The sequence below is a fragment of the Mesorhizobium sp. WSM4823 genome, assembly GCF_055811195.1.
On record NZ_JBVVQL010000001.1, the window covers coordinates 579,962 to 597,640 of the forward strand.

Sequence of the window (17,679 nt, forward strand, 5' to 3'; positions counted from 1 at the left end):
GTGGTGGCAATGCTAAATAGACACCGGTCAAAGGAGTGATTCGCGACGATGAACCGTTCGGAGCCGATCGTCCGGCGCAAGCTTTCCGACGAAGTATTTTTGAGACTGAAGCGCTTGATCACCAGCGGCGAATTGCAGCCGGGTGACGACATGCCGTCGGAACGCGAGCTGATGGAGCGCTTCGAGGTCGGCAGGCCGGCGATCCGCGAGGCGATGCAGGCGTTGAGCAATATGGGTCTCGTCGCGATCTCGCATGGCGAGCGGGCGAAAGTGCTTCAGCTGACCGCCAAGTCGATCATCAAACAGGTCGACGGCGCCGCCAAGATCATTCTGTCGTCGTCGAAGGACACGCTGGAGCACCTCAAGAATGCGCGGATTTTCTTCGAGCGCGGCATGGTCAGGGAAGCCGCAGAAAAAGCCACCGCCGAGGACGTTCAGCAGCTCAGGGCGACGGTTGCCGAACAGCGCAGCTTTCGCGGCGATTCCGAAGCCTTCATATCGGCCGACATGAAATTTCATACTCAGATCGCGGCGATATCTCGAAATCCGATTTACGTCGCGGTCAGCGAAGCCATGCTTGGCTGGCTGAAGGAATATCACACCGAAATGCTGATCTGGACCGGCAAGGAAAATTTCACGTTGACCGAGCACGAAGAGATCATTGGGCGTATCGAGCAGAAGGACGCCGACGGCGCCGAGAAGGCGATGATCAAGCACCTCGAGCGCTCACGCGCGCTCTATGTGATGAATTCCGGCAACTGAGTTCACCCGATCCGGGTGATCGCGTAGGGCGCCATCACAAGCTGGCCTTGGCCAAGCACGGAAACATCAACCGTCAAATCGTTCGCCGTCAGGTTCGCCAGCCACATGACGGTCTCGCCCGAGGCAGAACGGCCAGCCTCCGCGAGCACCTTGGTCTCGTCGCTCGTGCTTGTCGCAACATGCGCAAGGCCGGCCATTTCACAAAGCCCCTGTACGGCCTGGAAGATCGGCCTGACATCACCTTCGCCGACGGGTTCCCCTGTAGCCGCCAGTACACCGAACGGTCCGGTAAAACCGGACAACGTGAGCATCTCCAGCCCGGCCGGGGCGACGCGTGCGGCATAGCCGATCGTCCATGCTGCCGCGAACAGGCCGGCATGGCGAGGATCCCGATCGGCCATGGCGATGCGCTGACCGCTAGCGTTGGCCTTGGTCGCGCCGCCATAGGGGTTCTGCCGCATGGCGATGGTCGATGGGCCGATCCGGTAGGGTTTTGGCCCGAAGATCGCCCGCGTCGAGGCGGTGATGAAAGGCAGCGCCTCCAGCGATTGCATGACGCTGAGATCGTCGGCGGCGTGCACGATCGGGCAGGTGCAATGGGTGACGAAATCGAGCAAGTCGGCGGGAACGCGCTTGCGGTTGAGTTCGGTGAAATAGCTGAACATGCCACCGCCGAGGCGGATATCGGGAAAGGCGCGGCGGGCGGCAGAATAGACGTCTTCGAGCGGCGGACATTGCGGCCATGCGCTGCCCGGCGGCGTCGACTGCCGGTCGACCGAAGGCGAAACGGCAATGGCTGAGAGCTTCAGCCCGGCCTGTCGCACCATGCCGGCGACTCCTGAAAGCTCCGCATCGAGATCGCCGACGCAGGAAACGACGCATTCGAGCGTCGTCTTGGCCGGATAGGCGGCGGCAAGCCGGGCATAGGACCGCAAGGTGTCGAGGCCGTCGCCGCGCGTCGGATCGTAGTGGAACATCAACTGTTGCGGGCCAAGCGCCGACAGTATCGGCAGGTTTGCAAGCGCTGCCTCGACCTCGTCCGGGTAGACAATCACGCCGATATCCGGCAGCACCGCTCCGGCTTCGCCGAGTTCGATGCGGACAGGTTCGGCGGTTGCTGCGGCAGCCGGCACCTTGTCGCCGCCGGTCATCCGCAAGCTGATCGTCTGGCGCACGGTCTCGCCGGCAGGCAGCACATAGGGCCATGGCAGCGCGAGCGGCCGAACATAGGTCTTGTAGGAGGCGTCCGACCAGTTCCTCTGGTCCTCCATCTCAAACGCGTCGCCTTCCATCCGGCATTCGGCGGTGACGCCGGGCCGGACTTCATGGGTGATCGCCCGCAAATCCTTGAAGGGCTGCCAAGGGTCGATCAAAAACGGAAGCTTTGTTTCCACCACGCTGCCGTCGGTGTGCTCGACCGTGACCGGGCTGCCGGCCAGGCCGGCGATCGGATGCAGGATGCAGAAGCCGCAGCGATTGGTCTCGAAATCGCTTTCGGGCAGCGCGCTGACGTCGAAAACCAACTGGCCGTCGGCGGAAGCCTCGATCGTCGCGCGAAAGTCGAGCCGGCTCCCCTTCGGTCCGACGCAACTTGCCGAATAGCTGACGGAGAAATTATCGGCACCCTGGTCTACAGTCAGGTCCGTGAGCGCCGGCTCGTAGGTGCCCCAGTCGCGATCCCTGACGATATAGGCGATGGCACGCAGCACTTCGACGCCGCCATAGCGGATGGTGCGCAGATTGCCATTAATGAAGTCCGCGGTGAGCGCGCCGGCGCGCAACCTGACGGGCTCGGCCTCGACCGCAGGCGTGCCATAGAGGAGAAAGGCGTCGGCGGTCATCTGAGCAGAGCGCCGAGCTGCACCGGCTCCCGGCTCGCAGCACCCGCATAGGCGGCCTCGACCAGCGCCAATGTCCTAAGATTGTTCGCACCCGAAGTTGCCGGCTCGGTCCCGTTCGCCAGGCAATCGACCCAATGCTTTTGGATAGCGACGACGCTTTCCTGGATGTTGTGCCACGGTCGCGATGCCCAGGACAGCAGCGGCGGTGAGACGTCGCTTACTACCGTTCCGTTCCTGCTGGTGACGGTAAGCTGGTAATCCTGTGCAAGCCGGATCGTGCCGTCGCTGCCGTCGATCTCGACCAGCGTCTGCGGAAACGGCTCAGTGGCGAGCTTGGTCGCATAGCTGCAATCGACCACGGACGTTGCGCCGCTCTGGTGGTCCATCAGCATGGTTGCGACGTCCTCGCCGGCGATGTTGGGATTAATGCGAGCGGTTCGTGTCGTGATCGTCGACACGTCGCCCAGCAGAAAGCGGGCAATGTCGAGGATGTGGATGCCAAGATCCTCGATGATGAAGCGCTTTCCCGTCGCCAGATAGGGTTGGCCGGAAAACACGTCATAGGCCGAGCGGAACGAGATCCGTCCGAAGAAGGGTGTGCCGATGTCGCCGCTGTCGAGCACGGCACGCACCGCCTGGACGGGTGACTGCCAGCGAAAGTTCTCGTGCACCATCAGCGGCACGCCTGCGTCAATGCAGGCCTTCACCATGGCCTTGGCGTCGGCCAGAGTCGGCGCGAACGGCTTTTGGCAGATTGCGGGAACGCCGTGCCGCGCCGCCATCTCGACAAGCGGACGGTGGCTCGGCGCGGTGGTGGCGATATCGACGAAATCGAGGCTTTCGCCGGCAAAAAGTGCTGCCGCGTCGGTGTAGCGCCGCGCAATGCCGAACTGTTCGCCGACCACCTCGAGCCGTTCCGGATCGCGGTCGCAAATGGCGACGATCGAGGCACCGGCGATGTCGCGCCAGGCGTGCATCTGGTTGACGGCAAAGAAGCCGCAGCCGATCAGCGCTCCACGCAGCTCCGCCATGCTCAGCCCGCCTTTGCCATCTGCATCAGTGTAACGCGTTGTTGCAGCCGGCGCTGCGCCTGGTCGACGACGACGGCGACGATGATGACGAGGCCCTTGATCACCATTTGCCAGAAGGAGCTTACGCCCATCATCACCAGCCCGTCGGAGAGAATGCCGATGACGAAGGCGCCGACGATGGTGCCGCCAATCGTGCCGCGGCCACCCGACATCGAGGTGCCGCCGAGCACGGCCGCGGCGATGGCGTTCAGCTCGAAACTTTCGCCGGTTGCCGGATGCGAGGCCATCAGTTCGGACGAGATGATCAGCCCGACGATCGCCGCGCAGAAACCGGAGAACATATAGACGAACATCTTCACCATGTTGACCCGGACGCCCGAAATCCGCGCCGCCCGTTCGTTGCCGCCGACGGCGAAGATGTGGCGGCCGAGCGGGGTGTATTTGGCGAGGTAGGCCGCCCCAAGTGCTACGACGACAAGAATCCATATCGAGACCGGCAGGCCGAGCAGCCGGCCGGCGCCGAGGAAGCCGAAGCCTGTCGTGCCCAGATCGGGTTTGCCGACGAGGTTCGGAAAAGTGCGGCCATCGGACGACAGCAGCGCCAGGCCGCGCGCCACATAGAGCACGCCGAGCGTGGCGATGAACGGCGCGACATTCAGCCTGGTGATCAGCAGTCCGTTGACTGCGCCGATCAGTATGCCGACCGCCAGCGTGATCAGCGCGATCTCGAAGACGTTGAAGTAGATCGTGTAGCCGATCTGCAGGTCGATGCCGTTGAGCACGAGATAGCCGGCCACCATGCCGCATAGGCCGACGATCGAACCGACCGAGAGATCGATGCCTCCGGTGATGATGACGAAGGTCATGCCCATGGCCAGGAACGCGTTCAGCGCCACGTGCTTGGACATCAGGATCAGGTTGGCGGCCGACAGGAAATTCGGTGCTGCGATCGAGAAGAAGATCAGGACGGCGATCAGCGCGATGAACGTCCTCGCCTTCATCAGCGTCAGCAGCACGGAGCCGTTCGAGGCGGAGGCAACGGAAGCCTTGGCGGGGATGTCAGTCATGGGCGGGGCTCTCCGTGCGGGACCGGTCCGTGGCCAAGCGCCGAAGCGGCGACGAGTGCCGCCTCCGTCGCCTCGGCGCGATCGAACATGCCGGTCAGTTTTCCATTGCTCATCACCGCGATCCGGTCCGACAGTGCCATCACCTCGTCGAGATCGGAGGTGGCGAAAAGTATGCCCAGTCCGTCGCGGGACAGTTTGCGCATGGTGCGGAAGACATCGGCCTTGGCGCCAACGTCGATGCCGCGGCTCGGCTCGTCCATCAGCAGCACCTTGGGTCCGGTGAGCAGCGCCTTGCCGATGACCACCTTCTGCTGGTTGCCGCCCGACAGCGACGAGACCTCCTGTGCCGGGTCGGCGACCTTGATCGCCAGCTCCCGCACCATCTGCGTCACCGCCTGGTTTTCCTTGGCGCCGCTGATATGGAACAGGCGCACAAACCGCGACAGGCTGGCCAGCGTCAGGTTGCTGGCGACGGAGAGGATCGACACCAGCCCTTCGCGCTGGCGGTCCTCGGGGATCAGCGCCAAACCGCGCCGGATGCGTCGCGTCGTGTCGCGCTCTTTCACTTTCTTGCCGGCGATGAAGATCGCTCCGGTCGCATGGCCGTGGCGTCCCATGATGCAGTCGAACAGCTCGCTGCGTCCGGCGCCCATCAGGCCATAGATGCCGAGGATCTCGCCGGCACGCAGCGACAGCGAGACGTGATCGACCGCAAGCCCGCCGGTCACGCGCGGCAGGCAGATATCCTCGGCGCGAAAGATCTCTTCGCCCGGAACATGACCGTCGGCCTTCGCAAAATCCTTGGCGTCCGAGCCGATCATCTGCCGCACGATCCATTGCGTGTCGACGTTTTTCATCTTCTCCTGGCCGGTGATCCGCCCATCGCGCAGCACGGTGATGTAATCGCCGATACGGATCAGCTCCTCGAGCCGGTGCGAGATGTAGACGATCGCCACGCCGCGCGCCTTGAGGTCGGCAATCACCTTGAACAGGATCTCGACTTCCGCCGCACTCAGCGCCGAGGTCGGTTCGTCCATGATCAGGATGCGCGCATCGAGCGAAACCGCCTTGGCGATCTCGACCAGTTGCTGCTGGCCGATGCGCAGGTCCTCCACCAGCATGTCCGGCCGTATACCGGCTTCCAAGCGCTCGAGAAATTCGGCCGCGCGGCGCTCTTGTTCTCGGCTGTCGATCTTGCGGAACCGGTTGGTGATCTCGCGGGTGGCGAAAATGTTCTCGGCGACCGTCAGGTTGCCGAACAGGTTCAGCTCCTGAAACACCATGCCGATGCCACGGTCCACTGCATCTCCGGATGACGAGAACGAAACCTCCTCACCCTCCAGGAGAATGCGGCCGAGCGTCGGCTGTTCGACGCCGGCGATGATCTTCATCAGCGTCGATTTGCCGGCGCCATTTTCGCCGACCAGCACGTTGACCGCGCCCTTGCGCACCTCGAAATTCGCGCGCTTGACCGCGACGGTCCCCGAATAGACCTTCGAGACGTCTTCCAGCTTCAGGATGACATCGTGATCGGCAGTCATGGCTTTGGCCCGATCTCTGCCTCCGCCGGCGTCACCAGCGGCAGGTCCTGGCCGCTGCCCATGACATAGGCGCCGACAATCCTGACGCTCCGGCCCTCCAGCGCTTCGCGCGGCAGCTTGGAAAGCACTGTCTTGTCGGCATGGATATTGAACGCCTTGCCGAACTGGGCGAAGTCGATCTGGTTGGTGAAGTCGTTGAACTGGATGAAGTCGAGGCTGTCGCGCAGCGCGGTGCCACGCACCGCGGGTCCGATCTGCACCCGCGCATCGGCCTTGCCGTCGCCGTCGGCATCGACATCCATGGTTGCCGCGCGCGATTGCGTATTTGCGGCGACGACCTTGCCTTCGAGGCGAACCGCGAAGGTCCATGGCGAATTCGCCTGCTTCTTCGGATTGCCATACTTGGCGCCGGCAGCCGCTGGATCGGCTTTTGCCAGGGCGTGAACCTCGGGAAATGGCCCGGCCTTCTTCTGGAGATAGGGCACCACCTTGGCAGCCCAGATATCCCCGACCATCTTGTCCGCATTGAAGGCTGGCGCATTGCCGCCGTTGTCCCCGGACGGTGTCGGCAGGATCTTGCAGGCGGTCAGGCTGATGCCGACCATCGCGGCAAGGATCGGCGCGGCAAGGATCGGCCAAGTTGGCTTGTTCAACATGTCGGCTTGTTCGGCATGGCGGTCAGGGCACCCAGGAAAATGGAAGCAAGGGACGAGCCGGAAGCTCGTCCCTTGCGATTGATGTCACGCCGGCTCAGTTGGTCAGCGCGAAGGTTTCCAGCTTGGCGGCATTGTCGCCATTGATCAGGACGCAGTCCATCAGCTGCTTTTCCTCGGCCGGAGACTTCTTGTTCTTGATGAAGTCGTTGGCCTGCTCGACTGCCATCTGCGCCTGCGCATAGGCCGGCTGCAGGACGGTGGCCTTGATGCCGCCTGAGGCGATCGAGTCGCGCACGTCGTTCGATCCGTCGAAGCCGACGACGATGACGTCCTTGCGTCCGGCGGCAGCAAGCGCAGCATAGGCGCCCATCGCCATCGTGTCGTTGCCGGAGATCACGCCCTTGATGTCAGGATTGGCCTGGAGGATAGATTCCATCTTGGAATAGGCCTCGGTCTGGCTCCAGTTGGCCGACTGCTGCGCCACCATCTTCAGGTCCGGATAGTCGTCGATGACGTCGTGATAGCCCTTCGAGCGGATGCCGGCATTGGTGTCGGATTCCTTGCCGACCAGCTCGACGAAATTGCCCTTCTCGCCCATCAGCTTGACGAATTCCTGCGCGCCGAGCTGGGCGCCCTGGTAGTTGTTGGAGACGATCTGCGCAACGGCGACGCCTGTGGCATTGATCTCGCGATCGATCAGGAACGACGGAACGCCGGCGTCCTTGGCCTTCTGCACGGCCGCGACCGTGGCGTCTGCGCCGGCATTGTCGAGGATGATCGCCTTGGCGCCGCGGCCGATCGCCGTGTCGATCAGCTCGGACTGCTTGTTGGCGTCGTCGTCATGGACGAGCACCAGCGTTTCGTAGCCGAGTTCCTTGGCCTTGGCTTCAGCGCCGACGGCTTCTGCCTTGAAGAACGGATTGTCATGCGAAGGCGTGATGATGGCAATGAGATCCGCCGCATAGGCGGGTGCGGCAGTACCAAGCGCCAGCATGCCGGCGAAGGCCGCAAGTGTCATTCTGCGAGTGAGTTTCATGATTTCCTCCCGTTTTGAAAAAGCCCTGATCAACTCAGGTCATTGTCTGCATTTCAATTCGTCATGTGGCACACGAGATCGCGGATCGCCTCAGTTCGAAACCGTTTGCCGGCTCCCTCTAGACGGATCGTCGCGCCCCGTCCCCCGGCCGTCCTCCGCTTGCCCAGGCCTCGAATTCCCTGGAGCGGCCAGATTGGCCTGAGCCTATGAACAGCTAAGCCAACTGGTATGATGAGTCAATCACTAATTCAGATGATATGTACCCGACCTTGCCTTCCCTGGGAAAGGAAAAGCGCCGCCGCCTCAGGTGATGCGCTGGATACTCGCTGCAATCTCTTCCGGCTCGAACACCCGCTTCCAGTCATCGCGCATCAAGACCGGCTTGCCGAATTCGATGGCCTTGTTGCAGGCATCGGAGAACACGCCTTTAGTCTCGCCGAAGATGACGGCGCCGAGCACGTTCATATGGCCGAGCAGGAAGTCGAGCGCAGCCTGCTGTTCGACACCGCGCGCGACGACCTCGTCGACGGCTTCCTTCATGACGACGAGCAGCGAGGCGCAGACGGTCTCCGAAAGACCCGGCTCGAGCAGCGCCATCTGGTCGACCGTGACGCGATGCGAGCGCATGACAGGAGCCCAGATGATCTTGGCGATCGCTTCGCCCTTGGCGAAATCTTCCTCCGGCCCCTGCATCAGCGCGCTGACCATGTGCTGCTTGGCCTTGACGCCGCCGAAATAGTCCTTCTTGGCCGCCATGTCGGTCTCGTCGTTGAAAATCGGCGGATGGCAGGGATGGGTGACGAAATAGGTCAGGTCCGGTCGCTTCGGCAAATGGCCGGCGAAAGGTGCTGCGGCGTCGAGCACGACGACCATCGTGCCCGAAGCAAGCTTGCCCTCGATGCTGGCCGCGACCTTGCCGATATGGGTGTCGGGAACCGCCAGGATAACCACTTCGGCGCTATCGAGGGCTTCATCGGCGCTGACCGCGTCGATGCCCAGCCCCGTCTTCAACCGCTCGCGGCCGGCTTCGCTGACCTCCACATGGCGTATCGTATAGGGAGAGCCGCGAAAATTCGTCGACAGGCGGTACCCCATTTTGCCGCCGGCACCGAACAGCGCAATCGTCGTCATCTAACCGTACTCCTGATCTCGAACGATGGCCCTGCCGATCGTCATCTTGTTAACTGGTATAATCACACTACCATGGCTTTGCAATCCGAATAGGATGGAAGCGGGCTATTTACGACGGCCCGCCCTTCGCCAGCGCCGCGGGGCCGTCGTCATCGCTCGCTGGGTCGACAGACGTTCGCCGTGCCATCGCCTGTCTGCCGGCAAGAGCGAGGACGAAGATGACGACGATGCCCTGGACGATGTCCTGGGCGCCGGGAGGCAGGCCGATGATCTGCATGGTCGTGACGATCAGGACGAGAAGAATGCTGGCAAACAAGGTGCCGACCGCGGTCGCCGAACCGCCGAAGATGAGCGTTCCGCCCAGCACCACTGCAGCGATCGACTGCAGCAGATAGGGCTGACCCATCTCGAGGAAGGCGCCGCCGATATAGGCGCCGAGCAGCAGGCCGTTAAGCGCCGCCAGCACCGACGAGATGATGAATGCCGACGCAATTATCGGGCCATTCCTGATAGCCGCCAGCCGCGCCGCGGTGCGGTTCTGGCCGACCGCCGACAGCAAATGCCCGAACACGGTGTAGCGTAGCACGAAGGACGCGATCGCTACGCCCAGGATTGCGATGATGGCCATGATCGGCACGCCGGAAATGCGGCCCGTCGCCAGATATTTAAGTGCCGGGCTGACGGCAAAGCCCGATATTGCCCGGTTCGACAGCAGCGTCGCGGTCGCCAGCACATAGCCGGTTGCCAAGGTTGCGATGATTGCGGGTATGGCGAGTTTGACGACGAGCAGTGCATTGAGGGCGCCGACGGCGAGGCCGAGCAGGATCGCGGCAAGGACGCCGATGGCGAGGTTGGCGTCCTGCCCCTTGATGGTGAGCAGCGCGACGAAGGCGCTGAGCGTTATCACCGAGGCGACCGAGAGATCGATATTGCCGCGACCGGTGGTCACGACGAACATCTGGCCGATGCCGACGACCGTCAGGAATGACGCCGAAAGCATGATGCCCGACAGGCTGGACAGGCTGAAGCGGTTGGTGACGACAGCAAGCACCAGCCACAGGACCAGCACGCCGATCGCCGACCAGACCCAGCGGTTCCGCTGAGCCCAGATGCTGAAGGCGATCAGCGCGTTCACTGTTCGCTCCTGCGGTCTGCGGTCAGGCTACGGAGCGTCAGCAGCGCGATGAGGATCAGCCCTTGCGTCGCGGCGTTGAAATCGCTGCTGACGTTCAGCATGCCGAGCAGCGCTCCGATCAGCGACAAGGTGACGGCGCCGACGACGGCGCCCACCGGCGAAATGATCCCGCCCAGCAAGGCGCAGCCGCCCATGACGACGGCAGCGACACTGAGCAGCGTGAACGAATTGCCGGAATTGATGTCGCTCGCCGTGTTGATCGCCGTCAGCGACAGGCCCGCGGCAGCGGCAAACAGCCCCGCCACGAGATAGCGCACCAGCGCATAGCGCGTCGGCGACCATCCGGAGCGGATCATCGCGGCCGGATTGTTGCCGAAGCCGCGCAGCACCACGCCGAGCGGCAACCGGTCGATCACCAAGACGATCACCGCGACGATGCCAATCATGATGATGGAGGTTGGCACGAAGCCGACCGACCAGTTGACCAGCGCCGACAGCCATTCCGGACTGGTACCGCCGGGCGTCGGCTGCAGCGAATAGCCCAGGCCCATCCAGATGAACGAAGCACCAAGCGTGACGACGATCGCCGGGATCTTTCGCGCCTGGATCAAGCCGCCCAGCCCCGCGTAAGCCGCCACGGCTGCCACCAGCGTTATGGCGCCAAGCCATGGCTGGTCATAAAGCAGCGTGGCGCTGAGCACGCTGACGAGACCGGCGAACGCGCCGACGCCGAGGTCGATCTCGCTGCCGCCGACGATGAACATCTGCGCAGCCGTCACCAGCACCAGCGACAGCGCCGGAAGCAGGAGCAGGTCAAGCCCAAAGATCGAGGCGACCGCCGGGTTGGCCCAGATCATGACGGCCAGAACGACGGCAAGGCCGACGAACGGCGCCGCATTCACCAGGCGACGGGCAAGCCTCGCCGCAATTCCGCTCCCGTCTCGATCACCGGCAAGCTTGTCGGTGGGCTGGGCGAAGGATGCCCCGACGATTGCCGATTCCGTGATCGCATCGCCGGCCAGTTCCCTGACAATCCGTCCGCCGGCGAAGACCAATACGCGATCGCAGGCAAGCAGTTCGGCATCCTCGGTGGTATGCCAGACCAGCGCCCGTCCGCCGCGCGCGATCTCGTTGCAGAGCCGGTAGAAATCCTGTTTGGTGGCGATGTCTACGCCACGCGTCGGGTCGTCGAGAAGGATGATCGGCGTGTTGGCGACCAGCGCTCGGGCGACCAGCGCCTTTTGCTGGTTGCCGCCGCTCAGGTCGGTGATATCAGATCCGAAGCGCTTGTCGTCGAGCCGCAGCCGGCCGGCGGCGTCTGCGGCCGCATCCCGGTTGACGCGGTCGGAAACGAGACCCAGTGCCGGGCGGCGGGCAAGGCTGCCGATGCTGATGTTCGACAGCACGCTCCACAGGGGGAACACGCCTTCCTTCTGGCGGTCTCCTGCTATGAAACCGGCTTCAGCATGTCTTGTGACCGCACCCTGTTTGCGGTCGGGCTTGAAGATCGCGTGCAGCAGGGCCTTCTGGCCGCTGCCCTCGAGGCCGGCCAGGCCGATGATCTCGCCGCGGACGATGTCGAGATCGCGACCGAGATCGGCCGTCAGAGGACCGGACAGCCGCACCAGCACGTCTGCGGTGGAGGCGGCGGTGGCGGCGTGCTGATGGATCGGATTGGCGTCGCCGCCCATGAGTTGCACCAGCTTGCCGATCGAGGCGTCCGCGACATGGCCGTGCCATGCGGTGCGTCCGTTGCGCAGCACCACGATCTGCGTGGCGATGTCGATGATTTCCTGGAGCTTGTGGCTGATGAAAATGAAGGCGAGGCCCGATTTCGCCCGCTCGCGGACGAAAGCCCTGAGCTGTTTCGAACGATCAAGGTCGAGAGACGATGTCGGCTCGTCGAGCACGATGAGCTTGACGCCGGGCGTTGCTGCCGCGCGCGCAATCTCCACCATCTGCCGTTCGGCGATGGAGAGGTGACCGACCTCGGCATCGACGTCGATGCCGTTTCCGGGAAAGACCGCGTCGAGCGCCGAGCGTGCCCGGGTCTTGTAGAGCGTTCTCCAGCCAGGCCGGCTCGCCGCGTCCTCGGGCGTCTCCAGAAAGAAATTCTCTGCGACGGAGAGATTGCCGCACAGCGACAGTTCCTGATGCACCATGCGGATACCGCGCTTCTGCGCCTCGGCGGTATCGTAATCGCTGAAGTTCACCACTTCGTCGGCAAACGAAATCGAGCCGAGCGTCGGCCACATCGTGCCGCACAGGATGCGCATCAACGTGGATTTTCCCGCGCCGTTGCCGCCGACGAGCCCAATCACATCCCCGGCATGGACGGAAAGATCAATCCCGGCATTCGCCAGCGTTGGCCCGAAACTCTTGCTTATCTGGGCAAGCGAGACGACGCTGTGCCGGGCGGGAGCAGGCGCCGCCGACGCAGCGCCTGCCTGATCGGCAACGGCAAGGTGGGACATTCTCGTCTCCGTTCTTTTAGAGTCGGGATCGGGCGCGGTCCGTCGAAGACGCGCCCGATCAAACGACGGCTAAGGCATGTCGCGCAAAAGTGCGCAGCGGTTTTGCGGTAACGACATGCATAAAAACAAGACTTTAAAGCGCGTCGCCTTTATCCGTTCAAACGCGACGCGCTTTAAGACTGGGTTACTTGGTCAGGAGATTTTCCTTGACCCAATCGAGCGAATAGCTGGGGCTGATGATCTGGCCGCCCGGCAGCTTCGCGTAGTCCTTGAGGTTGCCGTCGTCGACGGTTGCCACCGGCATGATCATCAGCTTGGGCGCCTCGGCCCCCTTCAGAAGCGACAGGCCGAGCCAGAACGCCGCGCCGCCGATGCCCGGGGTGGTGTTCATCGAGATGGTCTTATAGCCATTCTTGGCGTTTTCTTCGGCCCACCATTTGACGAAGTCGGTGCCGCCGCCGCCCTCGATGATCGGCATCTTGCCCTCATACTCGCCGCCATACTGGACGAAGGCCTGCGCGATGCCGACATCGTCGCTGCCGCCCTGGGCAAGCACCGCGTCGACATGCGGCAGGCTGGGCAGGACATTGGCGATGGCCGCCTGCGCGACCGAGGCGGTCGCCTGGCCGTAGACGGTCGCCAGCACCTTGATGTCTGGATATTTGGCAAGCACCGCCTGCTGCGCATTGTACATGTCGTTGTCCGGTGCCGAGCCTTTGACGCCGCGCACCTGCAGGATGCTGCCCTTGCCGCCGAGCATCTTGATGACGGCTTCGGCCTGGGCTGCCTTGTAGCCCTTGAAGTCGAAATTGAGCTGGTAATTGCATGGCGCGGACGCCACCGAATCGAAGGAAACGACAATGATGCCTGCGGCGCAGGCCTTCTGGATCACGCCGTTGACCGCGGTTTCCGAAGCCGCGTCGACAGCGATCACATCGACCTTCTTGAGGATCAGTTCGGCGATCTGGCTGTTTTGCTGCGCCACCGAACCGTCACCATTCATGATGATATAATCCGCGATCTGCCCGGCGGCCTTCGCTTCCTTGGCCGAGGCTTCGAACGCCTCCACCATCTGGTGCCGCCAGGTATTGCCGTAATAGGCATTGGCGAGCGCGATGACCGGCGCGTCGGGCGACGCCATTGCCGGCAGCACGGAAACACTCGCCAGCGCGGCGCTGGCAAGCGCCGCCACAATTGAAAACTTCATGGTATTTCCTCCCAAAAAGACCGGCCAACATGGTCGGCTTGCCTGCCATTCCACTATAGCGCACCCTCCGGTAGACGCTATATCAGGTACATGTTATACCAGCATACCAAATAGGCAAGCCGGCCCGGAACGTCCTTCCATGATTGTTGAGAGCGCGGCATCAGCCTTGACCGATCGGGCGGATCGTTCGCCGTTCCAGCCGGTCGATGATGCGTGTTCTCACTCCGTCGATGGCAACGGCGACGAAGATGATCGCTGCCGTGACCAGCGGGTAGATGTATGGATCTGCATTGATGATGTTCAGCCCGTTCTGGACCGTTTTGATGAGGATGGCGCCGAACACGGTCCCGAGTACGCTGCCGCGCCCGCCAAATAGCGAGACGCCGCCGAGCACCGCCGCGGCAATCGCCGAAAACTCGATCTGATCGCCATATTTAGGGCCGACCGCGCCGATTTGTGTAATCGATACAAAGCCGCCAATGCCAGCGCAAACACCGGAGATGACGAAGCAGAGGAAGACGATGCGGCGTACCGCCAGACCAGCCTTGCGAGCCGCTTCCGGATCGCCGCCGACCGCATAGACCTGACGGCCGAAAGATGTCTGGTGCAGCACCACCCAGGCGACGGCAAAGACGGCAACGAATGCAATGATCGCCGAGGGGATGCCGAACAGGGACGCGCGGTTGAGATCGGTGATCTGATCGGAAAACATCAGCGTGCGTGTATTGGACAGCCACATGGCGATGCCGCGCAGAATGAACAGTGTGGCCAGAGTGACGATAAAGGACGCAACTCCGAGCCATGTGATGATGGCTCCGTTGACGGCGCCGAGCAGACCCGCGACCACGATCACGGCGAGCAGGCCCTGCGGCCAGGCAATGTCGCCGCCATAAAGAGCGAGAAGGCTTGCGGTCAGGTACATGCTGGCGCCGACGGACAGGTCGATCTGTCCGGTGAGAAGAACGAACGTCATGCCGATGGCGAGAATGGCGATGGGCGCCGCCTGGATGATGATGTTTCGGAAGTTCGCAACGGCCAGGAAGCGATCGGACATCAGTCCGAAGACGACCAGGAGAATGATAAAAAGGACGTAGGGGGCATTCTGCAGGATAAGCAGGATGGCTCGATTGCCGGGTTTCATTGGACGGCCTCAATCTTTGCGGCAAGTATCTTTCCGGCAAGTATCTTTCCAGCAAGTCCGGTCGCTGCCGTCATAATCGCCTCACGATCGAAATTCTGCCGTTCGAACGAGCCTGTGAGTTCGCCGCGCGAGATCGTCAGGATGCGATCGGAAAGGCCGAGCAGTTCCTCGATCTCGGACGAGATCAGCAAGACGGCGCTGCCATCTTCCACCAACCGGTTGATGATCCGGTAGACCTCCTGCTTCGCTCCGACGTCGATGCCGCGCGTGGGCTCATCCAGGACAAACAGGCGCGGCTTGCGTCGCAGCCATTTGCCGATCACCACCTTCTGCTGATTGCCGCCCGATAGATGCTTGACGAGCGTATCGTCGACGCGGGTGGTGGACAGATGCATGGCCGTGCCCATCTCGCTTGCGGCTGCCGAGATCCGGCTGCCGTAGAGCAGGCCAAGCATGCCGGAAACGCTATCAAGCGATGCAAGCACGATGTTTTCGGCAATGCTGAAATCCATTATCAGCCCCTCGCCACGCCGATCCTCCGTCAGGAATGCCATTCCCGCCGTCATCGCCTTGGCGGGCGAGGGGTCGTGAAGCTCCTGACCGTCGAGATGAATGGTCCCGCTTGAAAAGCGATCGAGTCCGAAGAGCATGCGCGCCAGCTCTGAGCGACCAGACCCCATCAGACCTGCCAGGCCGACGATCTCACCGGCATGAATGTCGAAGGAGATGGCCTCACAAACGCCGGGCTGGCTGAGACCGCGAACCGACAGAACCGTTTCCGACGCCGGCCTGGCGTTGCGTTCCGGGTAGATTGCGTCGATCGAGCGGCCGACCATCATCGAGATGATCTGCTGCATCCCCAGCGTCGGGCGCGCGCCGCCGCCCGCTACGCGACCGTCCCGCAGCACGATTATGCTCTCGCAGACCGACATCACGTCCTCAAGAGCATGGCTGATATAGATAATGCCGATGCCGCGTTTCTTCAGCCTGCCGATAATGGCGAACAGTCGCTCGACCTCCGGTCGGGTCAGCGAAGTCGTGGGCTCATCGAAGATGATCAGCTTTGCGCTGCGTGACAAGGCCTTGGCGATCTCAACCAGTTGCCGTTCGCCTTGGCTCAGCTTCGAGACCGGCGTCGAGGGGCTATGATCAAGGTCGACCTGCAGCAGCAATTCAGCCGTGCTGCGGCGGATCCGCGATCGATCGATCAGCGGCAGACCGGCGCGGCGTGGGAAGGCATCGATGAAGAGATTCTCCTCGATCGTCAGGTTGGGAAAGAGGTTCAGCTCCTGATGGATGAAGGCGATCCCAGCCGCCGTGGCTGCCTTTGGATTTGCCGGCTGGTACGACAGGCCTTCAAGCCGCATCGTGCCGGAATCGGCCTGATACACGCCGCCAAGAATATTCATGCTTGTGGACTTGCCGGAGCCGTTTTCACCGACCAGCCCCAGCGCCGCGCCCCGATCGACGGCGAACCCGACGCCATTGAGGACCGTGACTCCAAAGAACGACTTGCTGAGGCCTTCGACTTCCAGAAGAGGTGCCACGATATCGTCCTCAACGTCCTGTCAGCAGCCGGTGGCGCAGCGTATCGACCATCGCCGCCAGCAGGATGACGCCGCCCTTGATGATGTAGATCGCAAACAAGGATGATCCGAGCAGCTTCATCGAGGTGTCGATCAGCAGCAGAAAGAGCACGCCGAATACCGTCCAGACGATCTTGCCCTTCCCGCCGAACAGGCTTGTTCCGCCGATGACGACAGCACCGATCACATCCAGCAGGATTTTTTCGCCAGCGATGGGCGAGCCCGTCTGCATACGCGAGGTGTACATCATGGCGGCTACCGAAGCGCATGTGCCGCTGATGATGAAGGTGATCATGATCGTGCGGCTGACGGGAATACCTGAAACCCGGGCCGCGCTTGCGTTGGCGCCTACCGCGTAGGCCCAGCGTCCGAATTGCGTCCGCGACAGCAGCATATGGGCAATGACGGCGATGACAGCCGTGAGAATTACCGTATAGGGAACACCCGCCAGGTCGCCCGTGGCGAAGGCTGCAAAACTGTCCGGCAGGTTGGCGATGGAGGACGATGTCGAACGGAAGGTGACGTACCAGATCGCCAGCCCGGCAACGAACATGCGCGTGGCGAGTGTCACGATGAAAGACGGCATGTTGAGTTTCACCACGGACAAGCCGTTGATGGCGCCGATCGCAAAGCCGACGAGTAGCATGGCCACGATCGCACCGGGAACGGCGAACACCGACCCGGCCAGATAACCGCCCGTCCCCGTCATGATCGATGCGCCGACGACGGCTGCCAACGACACAATCGCCGTTACGGAAAGATCGATACCGGCGACGATCAGCACGAAAGTCTGACCGATAGCGACAACCAGCAAAGGCATCATGTCGCCGAGAATATTCGAGGCCACTTCCCATGACAGAATTTCGGGCACGAAAGGATAGATGGCCGCGACATAAACGACGCAGAGCACCAGAACGAAGTACTCCGAAAGCAGAAGCTTTCCCAACCTCAGCGCGCGGGCTTGTTTATGCGCCGGAAACAGCGTCTCCGCTGGCGGTACGGCAGCCATCTCAACTCCCATGAATGCATGATGCGATACGGATATTTCCGGAGTGGACCCGTGGAAACCGC

The 17,679-nt window shown here is 62.4% G+C and carries 14 protein-coding genes; 1 reads left to right on the forward strand and 13 read right to left on the reverse strand.

Going from position 1 to position 17,679, the window contains the following annotated elements; translation table 11 throughout:
• Positions 1 to 48: 48 nt before the first annotated feature.
• Positions 49 to 762 carry a transcriptional regulator NanR gene (locus tag AC0L26_RS02820; RefSeq protein ID WP_473631150.1) on the forward strand — a complete coding sequence of 238 codons (714 nt, stop codon included), beginning with the start codon at positions 49 to 51 and terminating at the stop codon, positions 760 to 762.
• A 2-nt stretch (positions 763 to 764) separates the two neighbouring features.
• Here the strand turns inward: AC0L26_RS02820 and apnL are convergent, their stop codons facing one another.
• The 13 genes from apnL to AC0L26_RS02885 all read right to left on the reverse strand — a co-directional run bounded on the left by apnL (position 765) and on the right by AC0L26_RS02885 (position 17,617).
• A complete protein-coding gene (gene apnL / locus AC0L26_RS02825; RefSeq protein ID WP_473631151.1) occupies positions 765 to 2,603 on the reverse strand; it encodes a D-apionate lactonase in 1,839 nt (612 codons plus the stop codon).
• Positions 2,600 to 3,634, reverse strand: a complete 1,035-nt coding sequence (locus tag AC0L26_RS02830; RefSeq protein WP_473631152.1) for a Gfo/Idh/MocA family protein — start codon at positions 3,632 to 3,634, stop codon at positions 2,600 to 2,602. The genes apnL and AC0L26_RS02830 overlap by 4 nt, the downstream gene beginning before the upstream one ends.
• A gap of 2 nt (positions 3,635 to 3,636) precedes the next feature.
• Positions 3,637 to 4,701, reverse strand: a complete 1,065-nt coding sequence (locus AC0L26_RS02835) for an ABC transporter permease (RefSeq protein ID WP_473631153.1) — start codon at positions 4,699 to 4,701, stop codon at positions 3,637 to 3,639.
• The gene (locus tag AC0L26_RS02840) at positions 4,698 to 6,242 is read right to left on the reverse strand and encodes a sugar ABC transporter ATP-binding protein (protein ID WP_473631154.1); all 1,545 of its coding nucleotides are present in this window, start codon (positions 6,240 to 6,242) and stop codon (positions 4,698 to 4,700) included. The genes AC0L26_RS02835 and AC0L26_RS02840 overlap by 4 nt, the downstream gene beginning before the upstream one ends.
• Complete coding sequence (locus tag AC0L26_RS02845; protein ID WP_473631155.1) at positions 6,239 to 6,898, reverse strand: DUF2291 family protein; 660 nt, start codon at positions 6,896 to 6,898, stop codon at positions 6,239 to 6,241. Before AC0L26_RS02845 ends, AC0L26_RS02840 begins: the two co-directional genes overlap by 4 nt.
• Before the next feature lie 94 nt (positions 6,899 to 6,992).
• Positions 6,993 to 7,934: a D-ribose ABC transporter substrate-binding protein gene (locus AC0L26_RS02850; RefSeq protein ID WP_127316071.1), complete on the reverse strand. Its 942-nt coding sequence runs from the start codon at positions 7,932 to 7,934 to the stop codon at positions 6,993 to 6,995.
• A gap of 303 nt (positions 7,935 to 8,237) precedes the next feature.
• Complete coding sequence (locus tag AC0L26_RS02855) at positions 8,238 to 9,065, reverse strand: phosphogluconate dehydrogenase C-terminal domain-containing protein (RefSeq protein ID WP_473631157.1); 828 nt, start codon at positions 9,063 to 9,065, stop codon at positions 8,238 to 8,240.
• 109 nt (positions 9,066 to 9,174) lie between these two features.
• The gene (locus tag AC0L26_RS02860) at positions 9,175 to 10,200 is read right to left on the reverse strand and encodes an ABC transporter permease (RefSeq protein WP_473631158.1); all 1,026 of its coding nucleotides are present in this window, start codon (positions 10,198 to 10,200) and stop codon (positions 9,175 to 9,177) included.
• Positions 10,197 to 12,674, reverse strand: coding sequence for an ATP-binding cassette domain-containing protein (locus AC0L26_RS02865; protein ID WP_473631159.1), 2,478 nt, complete (start codon positions 12,672 to 12,674; stop codon positions 10,197 to 10,199). The genes AC0L26_RS02860 and AC0L26_RS02865 overlap by 4 nt, the downstream gene beginning before the upstream one ends.
• A 184-nt stretch (positions 12,675 to 12,858) precedes the next feature.
• Positions 12,859 to 13,881: a substrate-binding domain-containing protein gene (locus AC0L26_RS02870; protein ID WP_473631160.1), complete on the reverse strand. Its 1,023-nt coding sequence runs from the start codon at positions 13,879 to 13,881 to the stop codon at positions 12,859 to 12,861.
• Between the two features lie 160 nt (positions 13,882 to 14,041).
• Positions 14,042 to 15,022: an ABC transporter permease gene (locus AC0L26_RS02875; RefSeq protein ID WP_352936089.1), complete on the reverse strand. Its 981-nt coding sequence runs from the start codon at positions 15,020 to 15,022 to the stop codon at positions 14,042 to 14,044.
• On the reverse strand, positions 15,019 to 16,569 hold the full coding sequence (locus AC0L26_RS02880; RefSeq protein WP_473631161.1) for a sugar ABC transporter ATP-binding protein: 1,551 nt from the start codon (positions 16,567 to 16,569) through the stop codon (positions 15,019 to 15,021). The genes AC0L26_RS02875 and AC0L26_RS02880 overlap by 4 nt, the downstream gene beginning before the upstream one ends.
• A gap of 10 nt (positions 16,570 to 16,579) precedes the next feature.
• Positions 16,580 to 17,617, reverse strand: coding sequence for an ABC transporter permease (locus tag AC0L26_RS02885; protein WP_473631162.1), 1,038 nt, complete (start codon positions 17,615 to 17,617; stop codon positions 16,580 to 16,582).
• Positions 17,618 to 17,679: the final 62 nt, after the last annotated feature.

Coding starts and splice junctions, on each gene's coding strand:
- AC0L26_RS02820 (WP_473631150.1), top strand. CDS start 49: ATGAACCGTTCGGAGCCGATCGTCCGGCGCAAGCTTTCCGACGAAGTA.
- apnL (WP_473631151.1), bottom strand. CDS start 2,603: ATGACCGCCGACGCCTTTCTCCTCTATGGCACGCCTGCGGTCGAGGCC.
- AC0L26_RS02830 (WP_473631152.1), bottom strand. CDS start 3,634: ATGGCGGAGCTGCGTGGAGCGCTGATCGGCTGCGGCTTCTTTGCCGTC.
- AC0L26_RS02835 (WP_473631153.1), bottom strand. CDS start 4,701: ATGACTGACATCCCCGCCAAGGCTTCCGTTGCCTCCGCCTCGAACGGC.
- AC0L26_RS02840 (WP_473631154.1), bottom strand. CDS start 6,242: ATGACTGCCGATCACGATGTCATCCTGAAGCTGGAAGACGTCTCGAAG.
- AC0L26_RS02845 (WP_473631155.1), bottom strand. CDS start 6,898: ATGTTGAACAAGCCAACTTGGCCGATCCTTGCCGCGCCGATCCTTGCC.
- AC0L26_RS02850 (WP_127316071.1), bottom strand. CDS start 7,934: ATGAAACTCACTCGCAGAATGACACTTGCGGCCTTCGCCGGCATGCTG.
- AC0L26_RS02855 (WP_473631157.1), bottom strand. CDS start 9,065: ATGACGACGATTGCGCTGTTCGGTGCCGGCGGCAAAATGGGGTACCGC.
- AC0L26_RS02865 (WP_473631159.1), bottom strand. CDS start 12,674: ATGTCCCACCTTGCCGTTGCCGATCAGGCAGGCGCTGCGTCGGCGGCG.
- AC0L26_RS02870 (WP_473631160.1), bottom strand. CDS start 13,881: ATGAAGTTTTCAATTGTGGCGGCGCTTGCCAGCGCCGCGCTGGCGAGT.
- AC0L26_RS02875 (WP_352936089.1), bottom strand. CDS start 15,022: ATGAAACCCGGCAATCGAGCCATCCTGCTTATCCTGCAGAATGCCCCC.
- AC0L26_RS02885 (WP_473631162.1), bottom strand. CDS start 17,617: ATGGCTGCCGTACCGCCAGCGGAGACGCTGTTTCCGGCGCATAAACAA.